Origin of the sequence: Amycolatopsis eburnea (assembly GCF_003937945.1) — a bacterium.
Classification (GTDB): domain Bacteria; phylum Actinomycetota; class Actinomycetes; order Mycobacteriales; family Pseudonocardiaceae; genus Amycolatopsis; species Amycolatopsis eburnea.
In genome coordinates this window covers 93,353-106,975 of record NZ_RSEC01000053.1, presented here as the reverse complement: position 1 = coordinate 106,975, position 13,623 = coordinate 93,353, and the positions used below count along the sequence as shown (strand labels likewise).

At 73.4% G+C, this 13,623-nt stretch carries 15 protein-coding genes; 9 read left to right on the top strand and 6 right to left on the bottom strand.

Features of this window, described 5'->3' with window-relative positions:
* Nucleotides 1-26 precede the first annotated feature (26 nt).
* A complete protein-coding gene (locus tag EIY87_RS24040) occupies nucleotides 27-1,958 on the bottom strand; it encodes a hypothetical protein (RefSeq protein ID WP_225440011.1) in 1,932 nt (643 codons plus the stop codon).
* A gap of 237 nt (nucleotides 1,959-2,195) precedes the next feature.
* Between EIY87_RS24040 and EIY87_RS24035 the strand changes: the two genes are divergently transcribed.
* Nucleotides 2,196-2,921, top strand: a complete 726-nt coding sequence (locus EIY87_RS24035) for a hypothetical protein (protein ID WP_125312010.1) — start codon at nucleotides 2,196-2,198, stop codon at nucleotides 2,919-2,921.
* 57 nt (nucleotides 2,922-2,978) lie between these two features.
* Here EIY87_RS24035 and EIY87_RS24030 read toward each other — a convergent pair whose 3' ends face one another.
* Nucleotides 2,979-3,176, bottom strand: a complete 198-nt coding sequence (locus tag EIY87_RS24030) for a hypothetical protein (protein ID WP_125312008.1) — start codon at nucleotides 3,174-3,176, stop codon at nucleotides 2,979-2,981.
* 39 nt (nucleotides 3,177-3,215) lie between these two features.
* Between EIY87_RS24030 and EIY87_RS24025 the strand changes: the two genes are divergently transcribed.
* From EIY87_RS24025 to EIY87_RS24015, 3 genes are read left to right on the top strand one after another with little or no spacing between them, the layout of a single operon-like run.
* The gene (locus EIY87_RS24025) at nucleotides 3,216-3,584 is read left to right on the top strand and encodes an STAS domain-containing protein (protein ID WP_125312005.1); all 369 of its coding nucleotides are present in this window, start codon (nucleotides 3,216-3,218) and stop codon (nucleotides 3,582-3,584) included.
* 30 nt (nucleotides 3,585-3,614) lie between these two features.
* Entirely contained in the window at nucleotides 3,615-4,424 is an 810-nt protein-coding gene (locus EIY87_RS24020; RefSeq protein ID WP_125312002.1) for a nucleotidyltransferase, read from the top strand.
* Entirely contained in the window at nucleotides 4,421-5,152 is a 732-nt protein-coding gene (locus EIY87_RS24015; protein WP_125312000.1) for a metallophosphoesterase family protein, read from the top strand. Before EIY87_RS24020 ends, EIY87_RS24015 begins: the two co-directional genes overlap by 4 nt.
* On the opposite strand, the gene EIY87_RS24010 is transcribed toward EIY87_RS24015, so the two are convergent.
* Entirely contained in the window at nucleotides 5,049-6,077 is a 1,029-nt protein-coding gene (locus tag EIY87_RS24010; protein ID WP_125311997.1) for a GNAT family N-acetyltransferase, read from the bottom strand. The genes EIY87_RS24015 and EIY87_RS24010 overlap by 104 nt on opposite strands.
* Nucleotides 6,078-6,147: 70 nt before the next feature.
* Between EIY87_RS24010 and EIY87_RS24005 the strand changes: the two genes are divergently transcribed.
* A complete protein-coding gene (locus EIY87_RS24005; RefSeq protein ID WP_225440010.1) occupies nucleotides 6,148-6,951 on the top strand; it encodes an alpha/beta hydrolase in 804 nt (267 codons plus the stop codon).
* Between the two features lie 67 nt (nucleotides 6,952-7,018).
* The gene (locus tag EIY87_RS24000; RefSeq protein WP_125311992.1) at nucleotides 7,019-7,975 is read left to right on the top strand and encodes a quinone oxidoreductase family protein; all 957 of its coding nucleotides are present in this window, start codon (nucleotides 7,019-7,021) and stop codon (nucleotides 7,973-7,975) included.
* Between the two features lie 4 nt (nucleotides 7,976-7,979).
* Here EIY87_RS24000 and EIY87_RS23995 read toward each other — a convergent pair whose 3' ends face one another.
* Nucleotides 7,980-8,750 (bottom strand): hypothetical protein, encoded by a 771-nt coding sequence (locus EIY87_RS23995; RefSeq protein WP_225440009.1) that lies wholly within the window; start codon nucleotides 8,748-8,750, stop codon nucleotides 7,980-7,982.
* Nucleotides 8,751-8,900: 150 nt separating this feature from the next.
* On the opposite strand from EIY87_RS23995, the gene EIY87_RS23990 reads away from it, so the two are divergent.
* Genes EIY87_RS23990 through EIY87_RS23980 form a run of 3 tightly spaced genes read left to right on the top strand, consistent with a single transcriptional unit; the run spans nucleotide 8,901 to nucleotide 11,964 of the window.
* The gene (locus tag EIY87_RS23990; RefSeq protein WP_125311989.1) at nucleotides 8,901-9,653 is read left to right on the top strand and encodes an SDR family oxidoreductase; all 753 of its coding nucleotides are present in this window, start codon (nucleotides 8,901-8,903) and stop codon (nucleotides 9,651-9,653) included.
* Complete coding sequence (locus EIY87_RS23985; RefSeq protein WP_125311987.1) at nucleotides 9,650-10,420, top strand: SDR family oxidoreductase; 771 nt, start codon at nucleotides 9,650-9,652, stop codon at nucleotides 10,418-10,420. Before EIY87_RS23990 ends, EIY87_RS23985 begins: the two co-directional genes overlap by 4 nt.
* Nucleotides 10,417-11,964 carry an acyl-CoA carboxylase subunit beta gene (locus EIY87_RS23980; protein ID WP_125311985.1) on the top strand — a complete coding sequence of 516 codons (1,548 nt, stop codon included), beginning with the start codon at nucleotides 10,417-10,419 and terminating at the stop codon, nucleotides 11,962-11,964. Before EIY87_RS23985 ends, EIY87_RS23980 begins: the two co-directional genes overlap by 4 nt.
* On the opposite strand, the gene EIY87_RS23975 is transcribed toward EIY87_RS23980, so the two are convergent.
* Both EIY87_RS23975 and EIY87_RS23970 read right to left on the bottom strand, forming a co-directional pair.
* Complete coding sequence (locus tag EIY87_RS23975) at nucleotides 11,961-12,473, bottom strand: dihydrofolate reductase family protein (RefSeq protein WP_125311982.1); 513 nt, start codon at nucleotides 12,471-12,473, stop codon at nucleotides 11,961-11,963. The genes EIY87_RS23980 and EIY87_RS23975 overlap by 4 nt on opposite strands.
* Before the next feature lie 58 nt (nucleotides 12,474-12,531).
* On the bottom strand, nucleotides 12,532-13,347 hold the full coding sequence (locus EIY87_RS23970; RefSeq protein WP_191984244.1) for an enoyl-CoA hydratase-related protein: 816 nt from the start codon (nucleotides 13,345-13,347) through the stop codon (nucleotides 12,532-12,534).
* Nucleotides 13,348-13,623 lie beyond the last annotated feature (276 nt).

The following is a 13,623-nucleotide window of genomic DNA, read 5'->3' as shown; positions in this document are numbered from 1 at the left end:
GGCCGCCGGCGCGGCCGCCGCCCGCCTCAGTGCGAGCCGGCCGACTTGAGGAACAACGACTCCGCCGCGTCGGTCTTGGTCGCGTCGACGCCGTGGCCGCCGGTGTAGTCGCGTTGCTCGTTCGCCGCCCAGTCGGTGATCGGCGTGCCGGCGACGTCGAGGTGGTGGAACGCCGAACCGTCCCAGCCGAACTGGTAGACGCGGTGGCGGTCCGGGTAGTAGGCGGTGTAGGGGGCGCCGGCGGTGACTTGCTTGGTCATCTCGTTGCCGAAGAAGACGTTGCGGTAGCCGGAAGATCCGGACCACTTGACCGCCTTCTGGCCGGCGCCCCACCAGATCGGGAACCACGTCGACGCGTCGGGGCCACCGCCGCCTTCCTCGCCGCAGTTGGCGGTGCAGCTGCCGGAGCGGTGGGCGTAGGACACGCGGACGGTGTTGAGCTCGAACAGGTTGTTGCGCTCCCAGCCGCCGTGGAGGTTGAGGTCGGAGTCGAAGGAGTTGCCGATGACGACGTTGCCGGCCGCCGACCACTGGAAGGTGAAGTGCCGCAACCGGGTCGAGGTGTTGCCGGCGTAGACCGAGTCCCAGACGCGGGAGCCGCGGAAGTAGCCGTTGCCGCCCTTGCCCTTGTTCCAGGCGCCGTTCAGCTCGTTGTTCACGATGGAGAGGTTCTTGGCCTCTTCGGTGACGATCGGGTGCGAGCCGGTCAGGTCCGCGCGCACGCCCCGCACCCAGGCGTTGACCGCCCACTTGAACACGATGCCGTGCATTTCCGCGTCCGGGGCCATGTTGCCGTAGTTGTCGTCGGCGGCCGCCGGGTCCAGGCCGGGCATCGGCTGGGTGAAGCCGAAGTCCTCGAACCCGACGCCGAGCACGGGATCCACCAGCGGCGCGACCTTCGAGTCGTAGGTCGTGCCGTCGATCGGCGCCGAACCGTCCGAAGTGGACGTCACCGGGACGTCGTACTCGAGTGGCTTGTCGAGCGTGATCGTCCGGTTCACCGGGTCGAGCGCGCTGACCTGGAAGATCTGCTGGCGCATGTGCATGTTCAGCAGCGGGAACCCGGTGCCGGTGGCGTGCTGCTGCTGGTAGAACTTCGTGGTGTTGGCCGCGCGGACGTTGACGTAGCCGCCGACGGCCAGCTTCGCGAGCGAGCCGCTGGAGGCGAGGTACACGACGCGGTCGCCGGTGCGCGCGGCGAACCCGGTGCCGCCGGGCTTGGCGCGCAGCTTCACCCCGGACTTCCAGTGCACGTTGACGGTGCCTTCGAAGATGTCCTTGCGGTTGGCGGGCGCGGCCGCGTAGTCGCTGCTGTAGGCGGGATCGACGCCGCGGGACTGCACGCGGAACAGCCCGCGTCCCGGCCACAGCCAGCCGCCCTTGCCCGCCCCCGACGTCATGCCGTCTTCGTCCCAGTCGGAGCCGTCGGGCGTCAGAGTGTCGTAGCGGGTGTTCGCGTCGGGGCGGTAGGCGAACTTCGTCGCGTCCTGGCCGGCGCCGCGCAGGATCAGGTAGTCGGCGTCGACGTGCAGCTCGCGCGTGACGTCGAACTGCCCGGCGGGGAAGGTGATCAGGCTGAGCTTCGTGTAGTTCGCCGTGGGGGAGCAGGCCGTCTTGATCGAGTCGATGGCGGCCTGGATCCCGGCGGTGTCGTCGGCGTTGTCGCCGGGTTTGACCTTGAACTGGCTCGCGAGCTCTGCCGGGGTGATCCGGCAGGCCGCATCGGGGTTGATGTCGGCGTCGCCGGGCAGGGCGGCGCCGCCCCGGTACCCGGCCTTGCTCCAGTCGTAGAGCCCGGCGACCGGCGCCCGCCGGTTGGCGGACCCGAGGTCGAGATCGGTGCGCGCGCCCGGCCCCGGCGCGGCAGCCGCGCGGGACGGGACGGCGTGGACGAGTGCGGCCGCGGTCAGGCACGCGGCCGCGCCGGTGAGGACAGCGCGAAGCAAGGGACCGGTCACCCGAATCCTCCGGAGACTGCTGGAAGGCGGAGGTGTTGCGGCGTGACACCCGGACCGGTCCTTTATAGGTCACCCTCCGGACATTCGTCAACATATGTGAACGTTGTCCAGATATGTGAACATTCGGCGGCCGTGACGCTGATGGGTGGTCGAGGTTCCGGACGCCCCGGCACTGGGTAGCCCACAGGTGTGAGGCTGAGCAGGCTGGGCCTGTTGCGACGAGTGAGAGGTGATCACATGAGCCAGGGCGACGCCCCGGTCGGGCGATCGGTGAAAACGGCGGCGGCCGGCGTTCGGGATCTCGCCGCGGAGGCCGCGCGGGTGGGTGCGGCCGCGGCCGCGCGGGCGGTGGAGATCACCGACCGGAAACTGGCCGAGAGCAAGGAAGAGCTGACCAAGGTCGGCCGCGCGGCGACCAAGGACCTGGACAAGAGCACGCGGGCTTCACGGCGCGACGTGCTGTCCAACTCCACGGCCGCCCGTGACGAAATGCTGGCCCGTGCGGCGAAGCTGCGCGATCCGGGCCGCAAGGCCGCGCTCGCGGTCGCGGCGGTGGTGGGCTCGGCGAACGAGTCGGGCCGCCGCCGGCGCAAGGCGGTGTCGGCGGCGAAGCGCGATTTGGCCGCGGCGCTGCAGGAAGCGAAGGGCGTGGCCCGGGGCGAGCGCACCAAGCGGGCACGCTGGCCGTGGCTGGTGGCGCTCGGCGCGGTGGCGGCGGCGATCGTGGCCGTCGTCCAGGTCCGGCGGCCGAACCCGTTGGCGGAGCAGGAAAACCCCGCCACGGAGCCGGTTGCCGACACGGCGGCCACGCTGGCCGGGGACAAGCCCGCGGCGGTGCCGGCCGACAAGCCGGTGGCGCCGAAGCCGGCTCCGGCGTCGGCCGAAAAGCCGGTCGCGGCGCCGGGGGACAGCGCGAAGAACGGCCGGGAGCCGGCGGGGCGGGGTCAGCACAAGGCTCGCTGACCCAGGTTGCCGCTGCCCGCACCCGAGTGATCACGGGTGCGGGCAGCGGCGTGCTCGTCAATCGCCTTCAGTCACCCGGAGCACGGTCTTCCCTCGGGTGCGTCGGGCGAATTCCGCCGGCACTGCCCGGACCAGCGCGGCCGAGCGGTCGAGGACCTCGCCGCCGAGGACGTCGAGGACCAGGTCCACTTCGCCGATCTGCGCCAGATCGCCGGGCTGAAAACGCCGAGGCAAACCGCTGACAAATCGATGCAAGCGCTCTAGGCTCGGCCGCTCGACGGGAAGGAGACCCCGGTGCCGGAGAGCAGCCTGCCCGTGCTGACGGTGCACGTGCGCGCCGTGCCCGAAGCCGTCGTCGTCGCCGCGGAAGGTGACCTCGACCTCGGCAGTGCGCCGGTGCTGCGAGCCCGGGCCGAAGCCGCGCTCGAAAGCAGGCCGGCGGCGCTCGTCCTCGACCTCGGCGGAGTCGGGTTCTGCGGTTCGGCCGGCCTGCAGGTCGTCGCCGAGCTGGTCGCGGCGACCGAGGCGGCCGGCGTGCCGTTCGCGCTGGTCACCGACCGGCGGGCGGTGCTGCGCGCGCTGCGGCTCACGCGGCTGGACACCACCCTCGCCCTGCACCCGACGCTGACCGGTGCCCGCGCGTGGCTGCGCGAGCGGGCATGAACGGGGGAGCGGCCGGGTAGTCCTCCGTGCATGGAAGCGGAGGCGCTGCTGCAGAGCCTGACCCGGGTGGTGACCGCGCTGAACGGCACCGGGATCCGGTTCGCCGTGGCGGGTGGGCTGGCGGTGTACGCCCGCGGTGGGCCGCCGTCGGACCACGACGTCGACCTGTTCCTCAAGCCCGGCGATGCGGACCGCGCGGCCGAGGTGCTCACCACCGCCGGGCTGCGCCGCGTGCACCCGCCCGAGGACTGGCTGACCAAGGTCTACGACGGCGAGATCCTCGTCGACCTGATCCACCGGCCCAACCACCGGCCGGTGACCGACGAGCTGCTGGACCGCGCGGCGTTCATGCGCGTCGGGTCGACCGCCGCGCCCGTCGTGTCCGGTACCGACCTGCTCGTCGACAAGCTGCTCGTGCTCGAAGCGCACCGCTGCGACTTCGCGCCGCTGCTGCAGATCGCCCGGGACCTGCGCGAGCAGGTCGAGTGGACGGAGGTCGCCGTGCAGGTGTCGGCGTCGCCGTACGCCCGCGCCTTCCTTGCGCTGCTCGGCGACTTGGCCGTGATCGATCCGAAGGAGGCTCTCGTGCCCGAAGCACCGCAGTACCTCGTCGCCCGGCTGAGCCGGGCCCTCGCCGAAGACCCCCGCACCGCCGAGCTCGGCGTGCACGTGACCGTGCGGGGCGAGCACGTCCACCTGACCGGCGAAGTGACCTGCCCCGCGCGGAAGGCGGAGCTGGACGCCGTCGTGGGCGAGTACCTGACCGGGGAGCTGGTGCACAACGACGTCCGGGTCGCCGACGTCCGCGAACCGGCGAGCGCGGAGGAGATCGGCCGATGAGGATCGCCGCGGTCGGGGACGTGCACCTGGGCGAGGACTCCCGCGGCCTGCTCCGGCCGGCGCTGGAGCACCTGGACGGCACCGCCGACGTCCTCCTGCTGGCCGGGGACCTCACCCGGCACGGGACGCTCGAGGAAGCCCGCGTGGTGGCCGAAGAGGTCGCCGGGCTGGCCGTGCCGGTCGCCGCCGTGCTCGGCAACCACGACCACCACAGCGACGCCGCGGACGCGATCGCCGGCGTGCTGCGGGACGCGGGCGTCACGGTCCTCGAAGGCGACGCGGCCCGGTTCGACCTGCCCGACGGCTCGCTCGGCGTCGCGGGGGTCAAGGGGTTCGGCGGCGGGTTCGCCGGCAAGTGCGCCAGCCGCTTCGGCGAGCGGGAGATGAAGGACTTCGTCGAGCACACGATGGCGTCGGCCGAATCGTTGCGCGGTGCGTTGCGGAGCCTCGGCACCGACGTCGTCGTCGCGCTGACCCACTACGCGCCGATCCCCGGCACGCTGCACGGCGAGCCGCCCGAGATCCACCCGTTCCTCGGCTCGTACCTGCTGTGCGAGCCGATCGACGAGGTGGGCGCCGACCTCGCGCTGCACGGCCATGCGCACTTCGGCTGCGAGCAGGGCGTCACGCCGGGCGGCGTGCGGGTGCGGAACGTGGCGCAGCCGGTGATCCGGAAGGCGTACGCGCTCTACGAACTCCACCCGGCCGAGGTAGCCGCCATGCCTTGAGGAGCGGCGCGTCCCGGGACAGCTCGCGGAAGCCGACGGAGTAGTACAGCTCGCGCGCTCGGGGATGACCCGGTGCGCCCAGGCAGGCGACCGTCGCGTGTCGCGCACCGGCCGCGCGGGCCAGGCGCATGCCGTGCAGCAGCAGCGCCCGGGCCAGGCCGCGGCGCCGGAAGCCCGGGTGCGTCCCGACCGGCTCGAACTCGACCGTCTCGTTGGCGTCGTCGAGCCACAGGATCGCCGAGCACGCCATCGTCCCGTCCGGTGCTTCGACGAGGACGTGCAGGTCGTCGCGGTACGCCGGGGCCTGCCGGACGCCTTCGTAGCTCTCGGCCGTGTACGTCGTGGGTGCCCAAGCGTCCACATGGGACTGCACCGCGGCCTCGGGCCCGGCCTCGCCCGCGGTGCGGAACCGGAACCCGGCGGGCAGGACCGGTGCGGCGACGTCGGCGAGGTCGCGTTCGTTGAGCTGGGTCCAGGAGCCGGTGTCGCCGAGCGCGTCCGGGTCGGTCTCGTAGCCGTGCGCCGCCCAGCGCGCCAGGGCGAACTCGTCGGCGGCGCCCGCCAGCACCGCGCGCTCGACGTCGCCCGCCGTGGCTTCGTACCAGGCGATCACCTCGTCGATCAGCGGGGCGTGGTCCGGGTGGACCTGGTGCGCGAGGGACGCGCCGGCGACGTCCTTGACCGTGCCGTCGCTCCGCCGCACCCGGTGGGGGAGACGGGCCCACGCCCACGCCACCAGGTCACCGCCGGCGAACCACAGCTCCCGGCGCCAGCTCGCCCCGGCGGCGGCGTGGTCCTTGCCCCAGTTCCACGCCAGCTCGCCGTAGGATGCGTCGCCGTTCACCAGCTCGGGGCGGACGGCGGTGACCCGCTGCGCGAGGCCTTGCATCAGCCGCAGGTCGTCGACCGTCAACGGGGTGACCATGGAACAGCACTGTGTCAGGCGCGGGTCGCGTCGTCGACGCGTTTTCGGCCGGGCCGCAGGGAGGTGGCGCGTGGTCGTGCGGGTGCTGCTGGGGGTCGCGCTGGTCGTGGTGCTGGTGCTGGGGCTCGTCTGGGTGTTCCAGCGCCGGCTGATCTACCTGCCCGATGCCGGCCCGGTGCCGGCCGCCGCGAGCGTGCTGCCTGGCGGCGAAGACGTCCGCCTCCGCACGGCCGACGGCCTGGAGCTGGGTGCCTGGTACGTCCGGCCCCGCGACCGCGAGCCGTCGGCCACGGTGCTGGTCGCCGGCGGCAACGGCGGCAACCGGGCCGGGCGCGCTCCGCTGGCGGCGAAGCTGGCGGAGGCGGGGCTGGCCGTGCTCCTGCTCGATTACCGCGGCTACGGCGGCAATCCGGGCGATCCCAGCGAAGCCGGCCTGGCCCTCGACGTCCGCGCGGCCCACCGGTTCCTGGTCGGAGAGCGGCAGGTTCGGCCCGAGCGGCTCCTGTACTTCGGCGAGAGCCTCGGGTGCGCCGTCGTGACCGAGCTGGCCACGGCGTACCCGCCGGCCGGGCTGCTCCTGCGCTCGCCGTTCACCGACCTCGCGGCGGTCGGCGCCGAGGTCTACCCGTACCTGCCGGTGCGCCTGCTGCTGCGCGACCGCTTCCCGGTCGAGGAACAGGTCGCGCGGGTGCGGGTGCCGACGGCCGTGGTGCTGGGCGGCGCCGACTCGATCGTGCCGCCGTCGCAGAGCCGCGCGGTGGCGGCAGCGGCGTCGGCGCGGCTCGTGGAGATCCCCGGCGCCGGCCACAACGACCCGGTCCTGCTCGACGGCCCGGAGCTGATCGAGGCGGTCCGGGCCCTGGTCCCGCGCTGACTGGTCCTGCCGGACCCAGGTTGCGCCGGGCCTGTCCCGCGCGCCGACGGCGTCGCACGATCGACGCATGACGAACACCATGAACGCGGTCACCATCCCGGAGTTCGGCGACGCCGGGGTGCTGCGCCTCGCCGCCGTCCCCGTCCCCGAACCCGGGCCCGGCGAAGTCTCCATCGACGTCACCCACGCCGGCGCGAACTTCGCCGAAGTCCTCTACCGGCGGGGTCTCGTGGACGTCCCGCTGCCCTTCGTCCCCGGCATCGAGGTGGCCGGCCGGATCCGCGCGCTGGGCGAAGGCGTCGAGGGCCTGATCCCCGGTCAGCCGGTCGCCGCGCTGACGATCGTGGCCGGCGGCGGGTACGCCGAGGTCGTCACCACCGCCGCCGCGCTCGTCGCGCCGCTGCCGGACAGCGGGTTCGAGCGTGCGGCCGCCGTGCCGTCCAACAGCACCACCGCGTTCCTCGTGCTGGAACGCGTGGCGCGGCTCCAGCCCGGCGAGCGCGTCCTCGTGCACGCCGCCGCCGGCGGGGTCGGGAGCCAGCTCGGGCAGGTGGCCCGGCTGCTCGGGGCCGGCCGGGTGGTCGGTGCGGTCGGCAGCGAAGCCAAGATCGCCGCCGCGAAGGCGTTCGGCTACGACGAAGTCGTGCTGCGCGACCGGATCAGCGGCGAGTTCGACGTCGTGGTCGACATGGTCGGCGGGGCCGCCCGGCGGGCCGGGCTCGCCGCGCTCGCGCCGATGGGGCGGCTGGTCGTGATGGGCAACGCCTCGGGCGCCGAGGACGTCGGCATCCCGGCGAACGAACTGTGGTTCACGAACAAGACCGTGTCCGGCTTCAACCTCGCGGCCTTCGCGGCGATCGCCCCGGAGACCGTGGGCGCGGCCCTGCGCCGCGCGGTCGCGGCCGTCGCGGCGGGTGAGCTGCGCGTCGACGTCGAAGCCCTGCCGCTGGCGCGGGCCGCGGAGGCGCACCGCCGCATCGAATCGGGGGCGACCACCGGCAAGCTGGTGCTCGCGGTGCGGTGACCCGTCACCGGCCCAGCTTCTTCAGCAGTTCCACCTCGTCGACGACCTGGTCGGCGGGCGGGGCCTGGATGTCGACCGGCTTGCCCCAGTCGCGGTAGTCGGTGGTGCCCTTGGCCGCCGCGGGCCCGGCGGAGAAGTCGACGGCGTACCGGACGGGCCGGGCCGCCGCGTCGAGCCACAGCTGGGCGGGCACCTTGGCGGCACCCGGCTGCGGCCCGAACTCGGGGAACAGCTCGGGTGCCTTCGCCGGGTCGAGTTCGAGCCGGTAGTGGTTGACGGGGACGTCGCCGAGCTTGGTCTGGCCGGCCGAGACGAGCCGGCCGGTGCGCTCGATTTCCGCCAGGGCGCGGCCGAGGTCCGGGAGCTTGACGGCCAGCGGGACCCCGGCGCCCAGTGCCTGCGCGACCGGGTCGGCGCTGCCCGCGTCGGTGCCGATCCACGGCTTGCCGGGGATCGCTTCCTGCGGCGTCCGCGTGAAGGTCCGCTTGCCGATCACGCGCGTCTCACCGCTGTCGAACACCATCGACAACGACGTCTCGCCGCCGTCGAACCGGAGCGAGCCGGTGTACTTCTGGGTGGCCGGCCCGAAGACGGCGGTCGTCGTGAACGCCGCCGACGGCGCGTGGCCGATGCCGGTCCGTGCGGTTCCCACCAGGCCGGCGACGTCGGTGGCCGGCGGCGCGAGCGCGGGCGGGGCCGGCGGTGGTGCCGGTGCCGGGTCGCAGGCGGTCAGCAGCAGTGCCGCAGCGGCGACGGTCAGGACGGACTTGCGCACCCGGGCCCCCTCGATGACGTGTTCCGGGGGAAGGTAGCGGGGCAAGGTCACATTCCGGGCAGGGTGTGCGCGGTGGTCCCATCGCGCATAATGGGCCACTGACCGACTGCTTGGTATGTGCCGGGCACCACACGAAGGAGACACACTGCCGTGAACTCGTTCAAGGATCGCGTCGCGATCGTCACCGGGGCCAGCCGGGGCATCGGCCTCGGGATCGCGAAGACGCTCGTCGAACGCGGCGCCAAGGTGTGCATCACCGCGCGCAAGCCGGAGGCCCTCGAAGAGGCCGTGAACTCCCTCGGCGGGCCGGACGTCGCCATGTTCGTGCCGGGGAAGGCCGACGACACCGACCACCAGGACGAGGCCGTCGCCAAGACGATCGAGAACTTCGGCCGGCTCGACTACCTGGTCAACAACACCGGCATCAACCCGGTCTACGGACCCACGCTGGACATCGACCCGGCGGCCGCGGCCAAGATCCTCGGCGTCAACGTGCTCGCGCCGCTGGGCTGGACCAAGCGCGCCCGCGACGCGTGGATGGGCGAGCACGGCGGCGCCGTCGTCAACGTCGCTTCCGTCGCCGGCCTCGGCGCTTCGCCCGGCATCGGCCTGTACGGCGTCAGCAAGGCCGCGCTGATCCGGCTGACCGTCGAGCTCGGCGCCGAGCTCGGGCCGAAGATCCGCGTGAACGCCGTCGCGCCGGCCGTGGTCAAGACGAAGTTCGCGACCGCGCTCTACGAGGGCCGCGAGGAGGAGGTCGCCTCGGCGTACCCGATGAAGCGGCTCGGCGTGCCGGCCGACATCGCGGGCGCGGTGGCGTTCCTGCTGTCCGACGACGCGGGCTGGATCACCGGCCAGACCGTGGTGCTCGACGGCGGCGTGACCCTCGGGGGTGGCCTGTGACCGGCGTCGTCGTCACCGGCGGTGGCGGCGGCATCGGCGCCGCGCTGGCCCGCCGGTTCGCCGCGGGCGGCGCCCAGGTCGTCGTGGCGGACCTCGACGGGGACAAGGCTGCCGAAGTCGCGAAGGAGGTCGGCGGGACGGCGTTCGTCGGCGACGTCGCGAGCGTCGACGGCGTGGCTGCGCTGATCGAGAGCGCCCGCGCGGCGCTGGGTGAGATCGACGTCTTCTGCGCCAACGCGGGGATCGCGCCCTTCGGCGGCGCGGAAAGCCCGGAGGAGGTCTGGGCGCGGACCTGGGACGTCAACGTCATGTCCCACGTCCGTGCGGCCAACCAGCTGCTACCGGCGTGGCTCGAACGCGGCGAGGGCCACTTCATCGCGACCGTGTCCGCCGCGGGGCTGCTGACCAGCCTCGGCTCGGCGCCGTACTCGGTGACCAAGCACGGCGCGCTCGCGTTCGCCGAATACCTGTCGGCGACCTACCGGCACCGCGGGATCACCGTGCAGGCGATCTGCCCGCAGGGCGTCCGGACGGCGATGCTGGAGAGCACCGGCACCGCGGGGCAGCTGCTGATGGGCGCGTCGGCGATCGAACCCGAGCAGGTCGCGGACGCGCTGTTCGCGGCGATGGAGTCGAAGCAGTTCCTGGTCCTGCCGCACCCCGAGGTCGCTGACTACTACGCGGCGCGCGCGACGCAGACCGACCGCTGGCTCGGCGGGATGAACAAGCTGCAGCGCAAGGTCGAAGCGGCGCTCGAGGCGGAATGAGCTGGCAGCCGGAGGTCGACGAGCTGGCCCGGCGGCGCGAGCTGGCCGAGCGCATGGGCGGGCCCGAGAAGGTGGCCCGCCAGCACGCCGCCGGGCGCTCGACGGTCCGCGAGCGGATCGCCGCGCTCGCCGACCCCGGCAGCTTCGACGAGATCGGCGCGCTGGCCGGTACGGCGTCCTATGTGGACGGCTCGCTGGAGTCGTTCACCCCGGCCAACTTCGTCATCGGCACCGCCCGGCTCGACGGCAGGCGGGTGGCGCTCGGCGGCGACGACTTCACCGTCCGCGGCGGCGCCGCCGACGCCGCCATCATGGAGAAGCAGGTCTACGCCGAGCGCCTGGCCAACGAGCTGCGGCTGCCGCTGGTGCGGCTGATCGAGGGCACCGGGGGCGGCGGCAGCGTCAAGATGCTGGAGCAGCACGGGTTCACCTACGTCCCGGTCAACCCGGGCTGGGACCTCGTGGTGGACAACCTCTCGACGGTCCCGGTGGTCGCGCTCTGCCTCGGCCCGGTGGCCGGGCTCGGGGCCGCGCGGGCGGTGATGTCGCACCTCAACGTCCTGGTCGAAGGCGCCGGGCAGCTGTTCGTCGCCGGGCCGCCGGTGGTGAAGCACGCGACGGGGGAGGACCTCACCAAGGAAGAGCTCGGCGGCGCCGAGGTCCACCGGCGCAGCGGCGCGATCGACCGGATCGTGGCTTCCGAGGCCGAGGCTTTCTCGGTGGCGAAACAGTTCCTGTCGTACCTCCCGTCCTCTGTGGACTCGATACCGCCGGTGACGTCCACATCGGACCCGGTGGACCGGGCCGACGAGGGGCTGCTCTCGCTGGTGCCGCGCAACCGGCGTCGGCCCTACCGCTTGCGTCCGTTGCTGGACGGCGTCTTCGACGAAGGCTCGGTGTTCGACTACGCCGTGTCGGGCGGCTCGGCGTACGCGGGACTGGCGCGGCTGAACGGGCACCCGGTCGGCGTGCTGGCGACCGACCCCTACCGCGGCGCGACGCTGACCCCCGAGGGCGCCGACGTCCTGACCCGGCTGGCCGACCTCTGCGAGACGTTCCACCTGCCCCTGGTGTCGCTGACCGACCAGGCGGGCATGGTGATCGGCGCGGCGGCCGAGCGCGCGGGCGCGATCCGCCACGGCGCCCGCGCGGTGACCGCGGTCTACCAGGCGCGGGTGCCGATGGCCGAGGTGATCGTCCGCCGCGTGTTCGGCGTCGGCGGCGCGGGCCAGGTCAACCGCCACCGCCTGGTCCGCCGCTGGGCCTGGCCCTCGGGCGACTGGGGCTCCCTGCCGGTCGAAGGCGGCATCGAAGCGGCCTACCGCGCGGAACTGGACGCGGCCGACGACCGGGCGGCGCGGATCGAGGAGATCCGCGCGCGCCTGGACGCGGTGCGCTCGCCGTTCCGGACGGCGGAGCGCTTCTCGGTCGAGGACGTCATCGACCCGCGCGAGACCCGGGCCCGGCTGTGCGACTGGATCGGGGACGCCTACGCGGTGCTGCCGAGGCTGGCCGGGCCGCCGTCGTTCGGGATGCGGCCCTAGCGGACCCGGTACCAGTGCGGCCGGAGCAGTTCGAGTTCGACCGGTTCACCGCCGGGCCGGTCGAACATCCGGACGCCGTCGCCGAGGAGCACCGGGACGGGCAGGGCGAGGATCTCGTCCAGCAGGCCCGCTTCGAGGCATTGGCGGGCGATGTCGGCGCCGAGGACGTTGACGTACTTGTCCCCGGCGGCCTCCTTCGCCTTGCCGACGGCTTCCCGCAGATCGCTGACGAAGGTGACATCGGGCGCTGGGGCAGCGGGCCGGTGGGTGAGCACGAACTGCGGCCCTGCCCAGCCGCCGCCGAACGCCTTGCCCTCGCCTTCGGTGCCGCGGTGGGGGTCGTCGCCGCCGTAGGTCCGGCGCCCGACGAGCAGGGCGCCGATGCGGGGGATGAGCTCGTCGACGACCGGGTCGGGCCCGAGGTGGGGCGTCAGCCAGGACATGTCCCCGCCCGGGCCGGCGATGAACCCGTCGAGGGAGGTGCTGAAGGCGTAGAGCAGCTTGGCCATGGGACCTGCTTTCGTGGTGGTGTCGGTCGGGAGTACCGACCGGCCGGGCCACGAAAACTCATCGGTCCGGGAACTGGGGGATACGTCGCTCGTTCCAGCTGGCCAGTCCCTCGGCCAGCTCGGGGCGGCCGAACGACTCGATCATCAGCGCCGTCGCTTCGCGTGCCGCGTCTTCGAGGCTGAGGGACGCTTCCCGCTCGAACTGCCGCTTCATCACGGCCATCGAGCGGGGCGCGCTGTAGGTCGCCAGCTCCGTCGCGTAGGCGTGCGCGCGCGACGGCAGCTCCTCGGCCGGCACGACCTCCTGGACCAGGCCGTAGTCGAAGGCCTGCTCGGCGGTGAACGTGCGGCCGGACAGCAGCAGGTCACGGGCGCGCCCCTGCCCGACGAGCCCTGGCAGCAGCTTCGCGACGCCGTACTCGGCGATCAGCCCGCGCCGCGCGAACGCCGTGGTGAACTTCGCGCCCGCGGCGGCGAAGCGGACGTCGGCCGAGCAGGCGATGACGAACCCGAGCCCGGCGCAGCCACCGTTGACCGCGGCGACCACCGGCACCCCGACCGACGCCGCCGCCAGGACGTCGCGGAAGTTCTCGTGCCCACCGCCCCCGGCAGGCGGAGCGGCGGCGATGCCGTCGAGCAGCCCCAGGTCGGCACCGGGGCAGAACGCCTTGCCCGCCCCGGTGACGACGACCGCGCGGACCCCGGCGTCCGCGTCGGCCTGCCGCAGCAGGGCGCCGTAGCGGGCCTGCATCGGGACGTCCATCGCGTTGCTGCGGCCGGGTTTGTCGAACGTCAGGGTCGCGACCGCGCCGTCCGCCGTGTACCGCACGCCATCCACCGTGGCCAAGGCCGCCTCCTCGGGGTCGGAGGTCATACTAAGCGGTCGCTTCGGTGGTGGCCAGGCTTCGGCGTGCTGGGCGCCGAGCACGGGGTTCGCGCCGACCGGAGTGGTCGCCGAACTGGCCGTTCCGGGCGTTGAGTTGGCCGATCCGGCGCCACCTGATCGACACCGGTGGCGCGGCCGGCAAAGTTGCGCCGGCGAGCGGCGAGCGGGTGACCGGGGGCAGAGTCACCTGGCTGTGCGGTCTGCCCGGCGTCGCGGGGATGTCGTGAAAGGGTCGTTCATGTCGTCTGGTGAGGTGAACGACCC

Excerpts from the sequence above, each read along its gene's own strand:
- EIY87_RS23980 (WP_125311985.1), top strand. The coding sequence starts at position 10,417 with ATGAGCTGGCAGCCGGAGGTCGACGAGCTGGCCCGGCGGCGCGAGCTG.
- EIY87_RS24010 (WP_125311997.1), bottom strand. The coding sequence starts at position 6,077 with ATGGTCACCCCGTTGACGGTCGACGACCTGCGGCTGATGCAAGGCCTC.
- EIY87_RS23975 (WP_125311982.1), bottom strand. The coding sequence starts at position 12,473 with ATGGCCAAGCTGCTCTACGCCTTCAGCACCTCCCTCGACGGGTTCATC.
- EIY87_RS24015 (WP_125312000.1), top strand. The coding sequence starts at position 4,421 with ATGAGGATCGCCGCGGTCGGGGACGTGCACCTGGGCGAGGACTCCCGC.
- EIY87_RS24035 (WP_125312010.1), top strand. The coding sequence starts at position 2,196 with ATGAGCCAGGGCGACGCCCCGGTCGGGCGATCGGTGAAAACGGCGGCG.
- EIY87_RS24000 (WP_125311992.1), top strand. The coding sequence starts at position 7,019 with ATGACGAACACCATGAACGCGGTCACCATCCCGGAGTTCGGCGACGCC.
- EIY87_RS23970 (WP_191984244.1), bottom strand. The coding sequence starts at position 13,347 with ATGACCTCCGACCCCGAGGAGGCGGCCTTGGCCACGGTGGATGGCGTG.
- EIY87_RS24020 (WP_125312002.1), top strand. The coding sequence starts at position 3,615 with ATGGAAGCGGAGGCGCTGCTGCAGAGCCTGACCCGGGTGGTGACCGCG.